General features: G+C 70.1%; 14 protein-coding genes and 1 pseudogene. 8 read left to right on the forward strand and 7 right to left on the reverse strand.

Annotated features, from left to right (window positions below):
* The first annotated feature begins 30 nt into the window (after positions 1-30).
* A complete protein-coding gene (locus tag ACLQ2N_RS24080; RefSeq protein ID WP_425816208.1) occupies positions 31-567 on the forward strand; it encodes a hypothetical protein in 537 nt (178 codons plus the stop codon).
* Between the two features lie 71 nt (positions 568-638).
* On the opposite strand, the gene ACLQ2N_RS24085 is transcribed toward ACLQ2N_RS24080, so the two are convergent.
* Positions 639-1292, reverse strand: a complete 654-nt coding sequence (locus ACLQ2N_RS24085) for a GNAT family N-acetyltransferase (RefSeq protein WP_425816209.1) — start codon at positions 1290-1292, stop codon at positions 639-641.
* Between the two features lie 221 nt (positions 1293-1513).
* Between ACLQ2N_RS24085 and ACLQ2N_RS24090 the strand changes: the two are divergent.
* Positions 1514-2236 (forward strand): annotated as a pseudogene (locus ACLQ2N_RS24090) (IS200/IS605 family accessory protein TnpB-related protein); the annotation flags it as partial.
* 6 nt (positions 2237-2242) lie between these two features.
* Here ACLQ2N_RS24090 and ACLQ2N_RS24095 read toward each other — a convergent pair.
* Both ACLQ2N_RS24095 and ACLQ2N_RS24100 read right to left on the reverse strand, forming a co-directional pair.
* The gene (locus tag ACLQ2N_RS24095) at positions 2243-2452 is read right to left on the reverse strand and encodes a DUF397 domain-containing protein (RefSeq protein WP_425816210.1); all 210 of its coding nucleotides are present in this window, start codon (positions 2450-2452) and stop codon (positions 2243-2245) included.
* A complete protein-coding gene (locus ACLQ2N_RS24100) occupies positions 2449-3285 on the reverse strand; it encodes a helix-turn-helix domain-containing protein (protein ID WP_425816211.1) in 837 nt (278 codons plus the stop codon). Before ACLQ2N_RS24100 ends, ACLQ2N_RS24095 begins: the two co-directional genes overlap by 4 nt.
* Before the next feature lie 105 nt (positions 3286-3390).
* Between ACLQ2N_RS24100 and ACLQ2N_RS24105 the strand changes: the two genes are divergently transcribed.
* Positions 3391-3630 (forward strand): hypothetical protein, encoded by a 240-nt coding sequence (locus tag ACLQ2N_RS24105; protein WP_425816212.1) that lies wholly within the window; start codon positions 3391-3393, stop codon positions 3628-3630.
* Positions 3627-3791: a hypothetical protein gene (locus ACLQ2N_RS24110; protein WP_425816213.1), complete on the forward strand. Its 165-nt coding sequence runs from the start codon at positions 3627-3629 to the stop codon at positions 3789-3791. Before ACLQ2N_RS24105 ends, ACLQ2N_RS24110 begins: the two co-directional genes overlap by 4 nt.
* 183 nt (positions 3792-3974) lie before the next feature.
* Here the strand turns inward: ACLQ2N_RS24110 and ACLQ2N_RS24115 are convergent, their stop codons facing one another.
* From ACLQ2N_RS24115 to ACLQ2N_RS24125, 3 genes are all read right to left on the reverse strand, one after another.
* Positions 3975-4280, reverse strand: a complete 306-nt coding sequence (locus tag ACLQ2N_RS24115) for a hypothetical protein (protein WP_425816214.1) — start codon at positions 4278-4280, stop codon at positions 3975-3977.
* A gap of 37 nt (positions 4281-4317) precedes the next feature.
* Complete coding sequence (locus tag ACLQ2N_RS24120) at positions 4318-4641, reverse strand: hypothetical protein (protein ID WP_425816215.1); 324 nt, start codon at positions 4639-4641, stop codon at positions 4318-4320.
* Positions 4642-5048: 407 nt separating this feature from the next.
* Complete coding sequence (locus ACLQ2N_RS24125) at positions 5049-5507, reverse strand: carboxymuconolactone decarboxylase family protein (RefSeq protein ID WP_425816216.1); 459 nt, start codon at positions 5505-5507, stop codon at positions 5049-5051.
* Between the two features lie 87 nt (positions 5508-5594).
* Between ACLQ2N_RS24125 and ACLQ2N_RS24130 the strand changes: the two genes are divergently transcribed.
* The 3 genes from ACLQ2N_RS24130 (at position 5595) to ACLQ2N_RS24140 (ending at position 7966) form a co-directional block, all read left to right on the forward strand.
* Entirely contained in the window at positions 5595-6446 is an 852-nt protein-coding gene (locus ACLQ2N_RS24130) for a sigma-70 family RNA polymerase sigma factor (protein WP_425816217.1), read from the forward strand.
* Between the two features lie 78 nt (positions 6447-6524).
* The gene (locus ACLQ2N_RS24135) at positions 6525-7154 is read left to right on the forward strand and encodes a hypothetical protein (protein ID WP_425816218.1); all 630 of its coding nucleotides are present in this window, start codon (positions 6525-6527) and stop codon (positions 7152-7154) included.
* 242 nt (positions 7155-7396) lie between these two features.
* Positions 7397-7966, forward strand: a complete 570-nt coding sequence (locus ACLQ2N_RS24140; RefSeq protein WP_425816219.1) for a hypothetical protein — start codon at positions 7397-7399, stop codon at positions 7964-7966.
* Positions 7967-8034: 68 nt separating this feature from the next.
* On the opposite strand, the gene ACLQ2N_RS24145 is transcribed toward ACLQ2N_RS24140, so the two are convergent.
* Positions 8035-8430, reverse strand: a complete 396-nt coding sequence (locus tag ACLQ2N_RS24145; RefSeq protein WP_425816220.1) for a hypothetical protein — start codon at positions 8428-8430, stop codon at positions 8035-8037.
* A gap of 231 nt (positions 8431-8661) precedes the next feature.
* Here ACLQ2N_RS24145 and ACLQ2N_RS24150 point away from each other — a divergent pair, with 231 nt between their 5' ends.
* Positions 8662-12675: an SGNH/GDSL hydrolase family protein gene (locus ACLQ2N_RS24150; protein WP_425816221.1), complete on the forward strand. Its 4014-nt coding sequence runs from the start codon at positions 8662-8664 to the stop codon at positions 12673-12675.
* Positions 12676-12788 lie beyond the last annotated feature (113 nt).

Genomic DNA, 12788 nt, shown 5'->3' on the forward strand with positions numbered 1-12788 from the left:
TAACCGTCTCGACAACTAAAGTTGCGAGGTGTGGGGAACTCTGGGGAGATCGAGAACGCGGTGACGGGCCAGGACGTGGACCGGGTGGCGCTGGACGCGGCGCTGCTGGAGGCGCTGAATCCGGTGGCCGCGTCGCTCCGGGCGCGGACGACGGGGCTGCCGCCGGACCGGATGTGGGCGGCGGACCCGGTGGAGGTGTCGCTGTCCGTCCTGGCCGCGTGGAAGGTCGTGGACGAGGAGGTCAAGCGGCTGACGGCGATAGCCGCGCGGACGGCCGGCTCCTACGGCGCCACCTACGAGCGGCTGGGGGCGGCCTGGGGAATCACGCGGCAAGGCGCCCGCAAGAAGTGGCCGGACGCGGTGGGGAAGCGGCGCGAGCCGAGCACGCTGGAACTGTTCGGCGGCCGGGCCGAGTTGAGCTGGGGGGAGGTGCCGGGCGGCTGGTGCTGGTCGGGCCGGGGCGCGGACGGTACGCACAGCGCGGCGGAGGACGCGGGGCGCTCGTTCCCGACGAAGGAGGAGGCGGCGGCCCATGCGGGGGCGTTCCTGAAGGAGCACGCGGAGTAGGGGCGCACCCTGGCGGCGAGCCCAGTTCCCGGACCTGCTGCGCCAGGTCGGCGGGGCCGGGCCCGCCTGGCTCACTGGTCGGCGGCCGACGGCTCGTACCAGAGGCTCGCCATCGGGGAGCGTGTGGTCCAGCCCAGCGAGGAGTAGAGCGCCTGGCCCTCGGGCGTCCCGACCAGGAGACCGGTCCGTGCGCCGGCTTCGTACGCGGAGCTCTGCAGCGTGCGCATCACCAGGCCGCCGAGGCCCTTGCGCCGGTGCTCGGCGGCGGTCTCGATCTGGTCGGCCACGGCATGGCTGCCCGCCTGCGCCATCTGTCCACGGGCGGCGAAGTGCCCGGCCTGGGTGCGGACCAGCACACGGATGACGCCGCCCCGGGTCCAGCTGGTGAGCGTGTAGCCGGCCGGCGCCTCATGGGGCTCCGGCGCCAGGTGGCGGGTCATCAGGTACCCGGGGACGTCGCGCTGCCAGCCCGGCCCGAGCCAGGGCAGAACGGTCCGGTCCTCGGCGAACAGCTTCAGCCATGTCCCGGGCGCGCTCGTTCCGGCGACGATCTTGCGCACATCGGCCTCGGTGGGCTCCGGCACCACGTGCCGGGCGACGTGACGGGGCTGTCCGACGTCGATCGTCCACCCCCACGGCTCGTCGATCGGGTCCGAGGTGCCCCGGGACACGATCCAGCCGTCGATCCACATCCGCACAAGCTCGCTGATCCCGTTGTCCGGCATCGCCGACCGCCCCTCTGAGCTGTAATAGGTAATAGCGTCGAGTGAACCTTACGCAATGAGGGCGTGGCTCGCCACGGAGGGGGTAGGCGATCTCAGCTCAGAGCAGATCCCGTGCCGGGCTGAACCCGGCACGCTTGAGGCCCGCGACGAAGGATCAGTGGGCGCTGGCTAGGCGCTGCCTGGCCGCGCACATCCGTAGTCTTGAGGCCGGGATCAGGACCCTGCGGCACTGCGTGATCGGGGTGGACACCAACGCCGGCCATTTCGCCGCCTACCGCCTGGACCCCCACGGCAGCCCCGTCGGCGAACCCCACCGCTTCCCCTACGACCTCAGCGGATCGGCAGGGCACCGTGACGCGCAGGTCCGCCACGCCCTCACCCGCCTCCTGCACTGGGCCCGGCAGACCGGCGTCACCGCGATCGCCATCGAAGATCTCGACTTCGGAGCGGAGAAGACGCGGGAGAAGCACGGGCGGAAGAAGCGATTCCGGCAGCTGATCTCCGGCCTGCCCACCGGCAAACTCAAGGCCCGCCTCGTCTCCATGGCCGCCGAACAGGGTCTCGCGATCATCGCGGTCGACCCGGCCTACACCTCACGGTGGGGTGCTCAGCACTGGCAGAAGCCACTGACCACCCCGCACCGGACAATGTCCCGTCACGATGCCGCCGGTATCGCGATCGGGCGACGCGCCCTCGGACACCCGATCCGGCGTCCGACGACACCGCCCTCACACGACCGGAGCGATCGTGCGAGGCATCGGACCGTCCAGGCCGCACCAGGTGCCCCGGGGCGTGAGGGACCCCGCCCCCGCATCCCCGGACCACGGACACGATCCGTGCCACCGGACGCGGCGAGAACGCGGGCAGCCAGGACACCCAAAACCGTTCGGGATATCCGCAGTGCCAGGACGTGGGTCCAAGACTCACTCCTGCTCACTGAATAGGAACGGTCAGACGGTGTCGAACCTGCTGCCCTTGACGCCTGCGACGAAGGCGGCGTACGCGTCGGCGCGGAGCCCGAGGGCGGGGCCGGTGGGGTTCTTGGAGTCGCGGACCGGGACGGTGCCGGTGGTGGTGACGAGGTTGGTGGCGACCTGGACGCACTGGCCGCCGTTGTCGCTGTACGAGGACGTGTACCAGCGGGGGGATTCGGTCGTCACGATGTGCCCTTTCGTAATTGCCTGATCATGGCCACGGACGCTCTCTGGGACAGCGATTCGGCCTGTAGCTGATGGTAGGCCGTCAACACGGGCAGCACCGACGTGCTTTCACGGTCGAGGTGACCTTGGGTCTGGGACTCGGCGTAGCAGACCACGGAGCGATCCGAAAGGGTCAGGAGAGTGACGGGAAGGTTGAAGGTCCGCCGTTCCCCTATCTCGTACGGGGCGATCTGGAGCAGCGTGTTTGGCATCTCGGCGAACTCGATCAGTCGTTCCAGCTGGGCTTCCATGACCGCTGAACCACCCACGGGGCGACGGATGCAGCTCTCGTCCAGGGTGACGAAGAGCATCGGCGGCTTGGGGCGTACGAGGGCCGCCTGCCGTTCCGCCAGGACCGCGACGCGCTCGTCGGCCTGCTCCTGTGCGATCGCTCCGCGCGCTACCGCGCTGTCGGCCAGCACCCGTGCGTACTCCGGGGTTTGCAGCAGTCCCGGGATGATCCCGATCTCGTACAGGCGGAGTTCGACCGCGCGACCCTCGAACCCCACGTATTGAGGGAACCCCTCCAGCAGCGAACCGTGCCGGATCTCCCGCCACTCGCGCTCGAACGTGTCAGCGGTTTCCTCGATGCCGAAGGCCCTGTCAGCTTGGCGCGAGAAACGAAGCGTTGGGTTCTTGCGACCAGTTTCCACGGCCGAGATGTGCGTACTGGAGTAGCCCGTGCGTTCGGCCAGGTCCTCCTGCTTCCAGCCTCTGGCCTCCCGCAAGCTGCGGATACGCGCGCCGAAGGCGGCCTGCGGGCTGCTGTCGGGCTCCAACTCCTTGCGGTTCAAGGGGCGTCACCGACCTTTCGTTCGCAAGTGACACGTTGAACGGTCCCTGACTCTAAGCCACGCTGAGTCCGCTTGGTAGTGGAATGACTACGGAGAGGAACGGCTATGCCCGCTGAGGAGCAGGTTCCGGCCATCGGAACGATCGTCGTGGACGTGGGGCGGTGGGATCAGCCGCTGGTCGGGGAGTTCCGAGGGGTCGCCGGCCCCTACTGGACGCTCCGGTCGCCGAAGGGCGGTACGGAGTGGGAGGTGCGGCCCGAGCACACCCGGGACGCGACCCCCGCCGAACGGCTCGCCGCGCGTACCGCGAGGGAGAACGCCCGCAGCCGGGGCGAGGTCGCGTGAGCGCCCCGGAGGGCCCGGAGGGGCCCGAACCGTGCCGTAAGTGCCAGGAGTTGGACCTCGAAGAGGCCGTCGCCCGGAGCGAGCGGGACGGGAGCCGGGAGACGGACGCCCGGGTGCTGCGCAGGCGGCACACGGCGGCGGAACACGGCAAGCGCACATGAGTTCGCGACAGGAGGGGGCTGTGCCGGTGGAGGCCACGGAGCGTACGACGCTTGGTGTGTTCTTCGCCCCGGTGGGACGCCCGTGCCCGCTGTGGACGGAATGACGCGACTGCGCGCCCCTGGTGGCAGGCCGAGAGGCCGGGCTCGGGGAGAGCTCGGCCTCTCGGGTGGTGACGTGGGCGCCTACCAATAGGTACGCGTGATGTCGTCAGGCAGTCGCCCCTGCCGCTCCCCTTCCTGGAAGATCACCGATGCCGCGATCAGGAAAGCGCGGCGGAGTTTCGTGTCCGGGTCGGGATTTTCCACATTCCCGATTCTTTTGTCGAGGAGCATGTCGCCGAGGGTTATTCCCTCCGGCGTGCAGGGGCGGGCGACTGATCCATCCCGGTCGATCAGAATGTGTCCGGTGACACCTTCCGCGGTTTCCCAGGCGTAGACGTATCCCGCTTCCAGAGAGTGAGTCTTCCTGCACGTCAGTGATGCTGTCACGGGGATTCCCACCAGTTCGCTCGCGCCAGGAATTTGATCATCTGCAGCCTATACCGTCCGCCGCGGGTGCGTGTTCGTCCCAGGTGTGACCGGCGTCCAGGGTCGCCTGGTGGGCGCGGCGGTAGTTCTGGTCGCCGTGCTGGCGCATCCAGTTCGACTCGTACAGTTCATGTGCGAGCAGATCGAAATCGCTGGGGTGTGGATTTCCGTTCTGCAGGCGTTCCCAGGCCCTGGCGATACGCGGATTGGCGTCGAAGCGGAGCATTCCCGCGTCGAGCTGATGCGTTTCGATGAACAGGTGGTTGTAGATCTGATTGATGTCGGCCGCGGAATAGCCGTGCGACGCCGCGGTCCGCGCCACCCGGTCGAGCTGGGCGTCGGGCGGATCGCGTTATAGGCGTGGTCCGCCCATTCCAGCTCGACGTCCATTTCGCTGCGCGGACGCCGGAAGGACGAACCGCCGGACTGCAGCTCACGCTCCGTGGCCACCGCGGTGCGCCGCCACCCGGCCAGCCCGCCGATCCCGGTGAGGACCAGCTGCTGGGCGAGTTCGTCGGCGGTCTCCGCGTACAGATCGGCGAGCGCGTCGCAGCCCTGCTGCCGGAGCATGTACTCGGCGCGGTAGAGCCGGTAGGCGGGGCGGACGGGGAGGCACGTGTCGATGAACGCGCCCGCGCCGCCGTTCTCACCGGTGAACGCGTCCTCCAAGTCCCCGAGGTCGGTGTGCGGGCGGCACGTGGCGGCGGAACACGGCCGCGCGGCCCGGGCTCAGCCCCACGTCTTGCCGGCGGGCTCCTTGATCGTGCGGTTGATGCGGTTGAAGAAGTTGGTCATGGCGATCTCCAGGTTGAGGGCGCCGATCTCCTCCTCGGTGAAATGGGCGTTGGCCTCGTCCCAGATCTCGTCGGTGACGCCGGGCGCACCGTCCTGAAGCCGGGTGGCGCCCTCGGCGAGGGCGAGGGCCGCGCGCTCGGCGTCGGTGAAGAAGGGGGCCTCGCGCCAGGCCGCGACATTGTGCAGTCGCTCGTCGGTGTCGCCGGCCTTCTTCCCGGCGGCCACGGCGGCGTAGACGCAGGCCGAGCAGCCGTTGATCTGGCTGACGCGCAGATGGACGAGGGCGAGCAGCTGAGGGTCCACGCCGCCGGCGGCGATGGCCTGGTGGAGGTGCCGGACGGCGGTCCACAGGTCGGGGTTGGCGGCGTTCTTGTCCTTCAGGCGGTTTTCCATGAGAGGGGAGAGCTCCTTCGTAGGGTTACCTTGCGGCGCTGGTGTGCGTCACCCCTATGACGGAGCTGCTGCCACGGAGGTAACAAAATGACGCTCGCCGACGCTTTCGAGTCCCACCGGGACCGGCTGAGGGCGGTCGCGTACCGGATGCTCGGGTCGCACGCGGACGCGGAGGACGTGGTGCAGGAGGCGTGGCTGCGGCTGTCGCGCCAGGAGCCCGGCACGATCGACAACCTGGGCGGCTGGCTGACCACGGTGGTGGGGCGCATCTGCCTCGACGTGCTGAGGTCGGGCCGGACCCGGCCGGAGGTTTCGTACGACGACGGGCCGGAGTACACCGCGACACTGGACGACGCCCCCGCGCCGGAGGACCTGGCCGCGATGGGCGACTCCGTGGGCCTCGCGCTGCTCACGGTGCTGGACTCGCTGCGGCCGGACGAACGCCTCGCCTTCGTGCTGCACGACGTGTTCGCGGTGCCGTTCGCGGAGGTCGGCCCGATCCTGGGCAAGTCGGCCGACGCGACGAAGATGCTGGCGAGCCGGGCGCGGCGGAAGGTCCAGGGGGCCGAGCAGCCGGCGAGGCCGGGCCGGAGGGAGCGCGAGGTGGTCCAGGCGTTCCTGGCGGCGGCCCGGGACGGCCACTTCGAGCGGCTGCTGGAGGTCCTGCACCCCGAGGTGAAGCTCACCGCGCACACCCCGGACGGCACGTTCATCACCCTCGGCGCCACGGAGGTGGCCACCCGGGCCCGCGTGGGCGCCGCCGCAGCCCACGGCCACCCGGCAATCGCCAACGGCCTCCCCGCGATCCTCGCCCGGACCCCGGATGGCGCCCCCCTCTCCCTCCTCGTCTTCACGGTCACCGACGACCGCATCACGGAGATCACGGCGCGGGTGGACCCGGCGGAGCTGGCGCGGATGAACCTGCCGGAGCGGGTGTGACAGGCCACCGAGGCGCCACTGTGTGTGAACGCCGTTCCCGGGTAGGCGAGTTGGGTGACGTCTGGGACGGGGGCGGGGATGGCTGCCGAGGTGGTTGAGCGGGTGCGGGGGGCGTTCAGGGCACCTCGGTGGCCCCGGGGGGTGGGGGCGCTGCTCGGGCTGGGGGCGGGGGTCGCGGCGGCGGGGTCCGGGGTCGCGTACGAGGTGGCGCACAGCGCGCCCGCGTACTACCAGCTCGGCTGCCTGGTGGTCAGCATCGGCGCCGTGGTGGGCCTGGCTGCGCTCGGCCTCCACTCGATGGCGCGCTTCATGGCGTTGCTCGTGCTCGGGGCCCTCCTGGCCATCGGGGTCCCGTACGCGTTCCGGAGCGCGGTTCTGGACGCGCGGGGCGAGTGGGTGACGGCCACGGTCATCGAGGTGCGCCATCCGCATGCCACGTACACCAGCTCCGACAACCACAACTGCGAGCTCGAAGCGCGGGGGGACACCTTCTGGGTCCAGAACCTCGGGGGGTGCGGCCCGGCCACCCGCCCCGGCGACCGCTTCGAGGTCCTGCGCGACCCCGAGGACCTGGTCGGCGTGGCCGGCGGGCACGCGCCGATCACGTTTCCGGTCCTCATCCCGAGCGTAGGCGTCGTGCTGCTCCTGCTCACCGCCCTCGGCGCCCGGGGCATGCGCCTGCGCGTGGCCCGACACCGGGCGGCCTGAGCCCTCCGGTGCCCCGCCGCCGCTCCGTCCGCCGTAGCCCCGGCCGGACCGAGGGCACCTGCTCCGCCGCGCTGCCCACCACCCACTGACCCGGCCATTTTCCGACCCGATTTCTCCGCCCGGCTGATATCGCCGGGAATTCCGGCATGCCCTTCTCTTGTGTGCGGCCTTGCACCGGGGGTAAATTCTCGCTCGCGAGATCGGCTTTCGGTCCGTGAATCCAGGAAGAGGGGCGGGGAATCATGTCCAGAATCAGGTCAACCGTTGTGACATCGCTGGCGGGGGCGCTGCTCGCTGTCACCGGACTGGCGGCATCGCCCGCTTCGGCAACCGTGAGCGAGGGATATATCGCGGGCACGGGGACGATCCGCAACGACTGGAACGACGAGGGGAAGCTGTCCCTCACCAACCATGCGCGCAGCAAGGCGGTGGGGCTGTGGCAGTGGGTTCTCTGGGCCGAGCATGCCATGATCTACGGCAACATGGGGTCGGCCAGGGAATTCAAGCTCTCGGACATCGACTGCGTTTTCGGTGAGAATACGAAATGGGCGACCGAGTACGTTCAGATGGATGGCGGAATGTCGAGCCTGGAAACTGATGGGGTCGTGGGTCCGGCCACCTTCGATTATTTCGCTTCCCACTTGAGGGACGGTGGGAGTTACAACGACAGATATCAGCTGATCAATTACATGGGGGACGGGCGCACGGTCCGATTCCTCCGGAGCAAGACGTCGGGGGCGTACATGTTCCAGGCGATCAATGGCTACAACGGCCTTTGGACCACCGCTTCCTACACCGGGACCGGGTGCTGACCCGTTGCCCCGTGGACACGGGCCCCGGTTCCCGCGAGGGAGCCGGGGCCTCGGCGCGTACGGGAGCGTCAGCAGGTCGAGGACGAACTGATCCGGATGCCGGTGGCGCGGGCGTCGGTGCTGCCGAACGAGGTGCCGGGGGGCATGCACCTCACCTTGGTCTGGCCGTTGAAGACGTAGCGGACGTAAGCCACGTCGTCGTTGCGGGTGTTGACCACCGTCAGGTAGCCGCTCCTGGCGGGCACGCTCTGGTAGGTGCTCGTGACGTCCTGGTACCGCTGAAAGTACGTCCCGTAGTAGTCCAGCGAGTTGTAGAAGCAGACGTACGGGTACGGGCAGGTGCTGCCCTGGGTGTCCGCGGCGGCGGGCTGGGCGCCGGTCATGGAGAGCACGGCGGCCGCGGCCACTCCGAGCGGGGCGAGGCGGGTCTTCCAGCGGGGCCGGGTGTTCTCGGGCGATGCCATCTCTTACCTCACAGGGGCGCACGGGACTGACGGGCCGGGATGCGGACCGCCGTCGCAATGTAGCGGCGGCGGCCGGGCGGCCGGTGGGCGCGAAGTGGCAGCTTCCTGCACTCCGTTGGCAGCAGGTCCACCCTCGTACCCCTTGAGGGGCCCATGCGGCTGCTGGACGGTCTTGAGGACCGTTCCACCGCCGTCCGGGCCCGCACGGGCCCCGTTGCCGAGGAAGTGACCTTGCGTTACAGACACAGAAGGCGTGCACGCTTCGCGACCGCGGCCGGTGTCGCCCTTGCCGTGGCCGGTGCCCTCCTGCCGGCGGCGCAGGTGTCCGCCGCGCCGGTGGCGCCCGCCCCCGAGCAGGCCCCCGCCGACACCGCCCCCGCCGGCGACACCGCCCCGACCGCCGTCCCCGCCGCCCAGCGGGCCGGCACCCTCGGCACGGAGTACCGGGCGTCCGACGACCGGGCGGTGACCACGTCCGGCGACGCCGACGGGTTCCACGTGCTGGTCGCCGACAAGAAGGAGGGGTACGCCTGGAAGACGGCCGCCACCCTCTTCGAGGCCGGGTTCGAGGCGGACGCCTGGATCGGCAACCTCTGCACGACGGAGTCCGGGCGGTACGCGGCCGTGGCCTACGCGCCGCGCACCTTCACCAACAAGCCGGAACTCATGAGCCGGGGGGCGTTCACCGCCGTCGTCGACCTGGAGCGCGGCACGGTCCGCAAGCTGCCGGTGCAGGCGACGCTCGGCTACTTCTCGCCCGGCTGCGGGAACGGGGACCGGGCGGTCTTCTCCCAGTTCACCGACGAGGTGACCAGCGAGCGTTCGGAGACCCGGCTCATCACGGCTGACGCGCCCACCGGCAAGCTGGCCAAGAACACGGTCGCCGGCCAGGTCACCTCCGCCGTACCGGTGGACGGCGGCGTCGTCGCCGCGCGCGGCCACCAGCTCGTACGGATCACCGGCTCCCGGGTGCGGACCCTGGCCCGCACCCACGCGGTGCCGTTCCAGCTGAAGGCGGACAAGAGCGGCGGCGTCACCTTCATCGACCGGCTGCCGGGCGGTGCGAAGAAGTCGTCCGGGGACGACCGCGCGGGCGTATTCCGGGTCGCCGACGCCACCACGGCGAGCGCGAGGCCGGCGGACCTCCTCGCCGAAGGCGCGCTCACCGGCTTCGACCTCGCCCGCTCCGCCGAGGGCGAGGTCTTCGTCACGGGGCACGCCGCCACGAAGCGCGGTGTGCGGCTGCCGACCGCCGTCCGGAACCCGGGAGGCATCGAGAAGGACGCGGCGGTCTCCACCGGCGGCGAGGCGGTGATCGCCACGGCGAAGTCCGCCGAGGACGTGCGGGCCGCTGCGGCGGACGAGGGCCGGAAACGGCAGGCGAGCGTGGACCTCACGGTGCTCGGCACCGGCAGGACGGTGGCCATGAACGCGATCTCGGAACGCCGGGTCGGGGCCCCCGACGCAGCCGCCCGAGCCGCGGTCACGCCCAGCCCGGCCCTCGCCACCGCCCGGCCCGCCGGGGCCGCGGCCCGTACCGCCACCCTGGCGAGCTCGTCGACCCCGGTGGAGGAGGACCGCGCCTGCTCCGTACCCCGCAACGACCCGAAGAAGCAGGCGTTCCAGCCGACGCCGCGCCAGATCGAGTGGGCGGTGAGCCAGGTCATCGTCAACGGCCTGAACGCCCTCGCGAGCCGGCCCGCCGACTGGAAGCACATGGGCATGCCCGCGTACGCACCGCAGACGCTCTTCCCGCTGAGCCCGCTCGCCGGCGGCAGCGGCACCGAGTGGCGCATCCCACCGCAGATCCTGCTCGGCATCACCGCGCAGGAGTCCAACATGTGGCAGGCCACCCGCTACGCGGTGCCCGGGGTCACCGCCAATCCGCTGATCGGCAACTACTACGGAGTCTCGTACTCGGCCGACGGCACCCAGGGCGACCCGTGGTCCATCGACTGGTCCGAAGCCGACTGCGGCTACGGCGTCACGCAGGTCACCGACGGAATGCGCCGGGCGGGCACCGGCTACGCCACTCTGACGCAGACCCAGCAGGAGGCCGTCGCACTCGACTACGTGGCCAACATCGCCGCAGGCGCCGACATCCTGGCCGACAAGTGGAACCAGACCCGCGCCGACGGGCTCATCGTGAACAACGGTGAGCCGAAGTGGATCGAGAACTGGTTCTACGCCCTGTGGGCGTACAACGCGGGTTACCACTCGAAGGCGGAGTCCGGTGCGAACTCCGGCAAGTGGGGCGTCGGCTGGACGAACAACCCGGCCAACCCGCTGTGGAAGGAGAACCGCACCCCCTTCCTGGAGGGGCCGGACCGGAACGACGACTACGAGCACGCCTCGCACCCCCAGGACTGGCCGTACCAGGAGAAGGTGATCGGCTGGGCGGCCCGGCCGATCTCGGCCCTCTTCGCACCCGGTGACGTCCAGCCCGGCTACCGGCAGGCCACCTGGCTGCAGACCGACTACCGCACGCAGGCCAAGCCGCCCATCGACCTCTTCTGCGACGACACCAACAACTGCGACCCGTCGAAGATCGGCACCGGCGCGACCAACGACACCGGCGGCGGCCCCTGCATGCTGCCCGGCACCTCCACCGACCCGCTGTACCTCAAGTGCTGGTACCACCAGCCGGCGAAGTGGAAGGAGTGCGGGCCCGCGCTGCGAGCCTGCGGCTTTCCGCTGCGCCGGTTCGACTCGACGTACGGGGAACAGGCGGACGGCACCGCGTATCCGCCCGAGTGCTGGGGCAACCTGCCCTCCAACGCCAAGGTCGTGGACGACCTGCCCGATCTGACGCAACCGGCCGGAGCGGGCCGCTCCGGCTCACCCTGCTCCACCGTCGGGTCGGAGGGCAGCTTCTCGTTCGACTTCGACCGGCCCTCCGGCCACATGGACCTGCACCAGATCGGGGCCGGGTTCCAGAACCACTTCTGGTTCTCGCACACCTATCAGCAGCACGGCACCGAGATGCCGCCGACCAAGGTCACCGGCACCTGGTCGCTCGACACCGGCGACCGGGGCTGGATGCGGGTCTGGGTGCTGATGCCCGACCACGGCGCCCACACACGCCAGCCCATGTACACCATCCACAACTCCGACACCACAAGCCCCTACCGGACCAAACCGCAGCGCAACGGCTACAACGCCTGGCTCTCGCTCGGCGCGTTCAACTTCACCGGCACACCCAAGGTGTCGCTGTCGAACATCACGCAGGACGGCAGCAACGGGGAGGACATCGCCTGGGACGCACTCGCCTTCGAGCCACTTCCCGGGAAGCCCGCCAACCAGGTGGTGGCCATGGGCGACTCGTACGCCTCGGGCGAGGGCGTGACCGAAGGGCCCGGCGGCCTGGAGTACTACCCCGAGTCGGACTACTACGACGGCAACGACTTCACGAAGAACTCGTGCCACCGTTCGAGGATGGCGTGGAGCCGCCAGGCGAAACTGCCGGGATACACCCAGTCCGTCGGAGCCATGGCCGATCTCCGTTCCCCCGACATGGACTTCCAGTTCGTCGCCTGCTCGGGAGCCCGCCACTTCCACGTCCTCGGTACCCCGCTGAACCATGAACTCGGGCAGATCGACCAGGGATACCTGGACCAGCACACCACCCTGGTGACGATTGCGATCGGCGGCAACGACATGCGCTTCTCCGACGTCGTGGCCACCTGTGTCAAACCCGGCGTGGACTGCGAGGAGGCCACGCTCCCCGAGAAGGACCCGGACACGGGGGTGGAGGTCGAGGGGCGCCAGACCACCCCGCTGAAGATCTGGGCCCCCGCCTACGCCCGCAGCGAGGTACGCCCACGCCTCGTCACCACCCTCAGGCAGATCCAGGAGCACGCGCCGAACGCCCGCATCGTGCTGATGGGCTATCCGCACCTGCTCACCTACGGCCCTGATGCGACGGACGACATCTGCGCGACCGGTATCTCGGGCCACGAGGCGGACTGGCTCAACGAACTCGCGGACATGCTCGCCGGTGAGATGGCCGGAGCCGTGGCGGACGCCAACGAGCAGTACGGCACCGACGCGGTCTTCTCCGACCCACGCGACGAGTTCATGGGCAAGGGCATCTGCGGTGACCCGGACGGCATCCACGGCATCATCCTCACGGGCCACGCGGAGGCCGACAGCTACCCGAACTCCATGAAGTCCTTCCACCCGAACATCCTGGGAGGACGGCTCTACGCCGACAGCCTGGAGTCCACTCTGAACAGCCTGTCCTGACCAACGGACCGACCGCCCCGTCCGCACCCCTCACGGTGCGGGCGGGGCGGTGGCGTGTCCTGGGCCGTGTCCGCGAGGTCCCGTCCGGCCCGCCGTTCCGCGCGCGGCTGCGA

This window comes from Streptomyces sp. DT224, assembly GCF_049844595.1.
In the GTDB taxonomy this organism is placed as follows: domain Bacteria; phylum Actinomycetota; class Actinomycetes; order Streptomycetales; family Streptomycetaceae; genus Streptomyces.

Excerpts from the sequence above, each read along its gene's own strand:
- ACLQ2N_RS24105 (WP_425816212.1), top strand. The coding sequence starts at position 3,391 with ATGCCCGCTGAGGAGCAGGTTCCGGCCATCGGAACGATCGTCGTGGAC.
- ACLQ2N_RS24140 (WP_425816219.1), top strand. The coding sequence starts at position 7,397 with ATGTCCAGAATCAGGTCAACCGTTGTGACATCGCTGGCGGGGGCGCTG.
- ACLQ2N_RS24085 (WP_425816209.1), bottom strand. The coding sequence starts at position 1,292 with ATGCCGGACAACGGGATCAGCGAGCTTGTGCGGATGTGGATCGACGGC.
- ACLQ2N_RS24135 (WP_425816218.1), top strand. The coding sequence starts at position 6,525 with ATGGCTGCCGAGGTGGTTGAGCGGGTGCGGGGGGCGTTCAGGGCACCT.
- ACLQ2N_RS24145 (WP_425816220.1), bottom strand. The coding sequence starts at position 8,430 with ATGGCATCGCCCGAGAACACCCGGCCCCGCTGGAAGACCCGCCTCGCC.
- ACLQ2N_RS24125 (WP_425816216.1), bottom strand. The coding sequence starts at position 5,507 with ATGGAAAACCGCCTGAAGGACAAGAACGCCGCCAACCCCGACCTGTGG.
- ACLQ2N_RS24130 (WP_425816217.1), top strand. The coding sequence starts at position 5,595 with ATGACGCTCGCCGACGCTTTCGAGTCCCACCGGGACCGGCTGAGGGCG.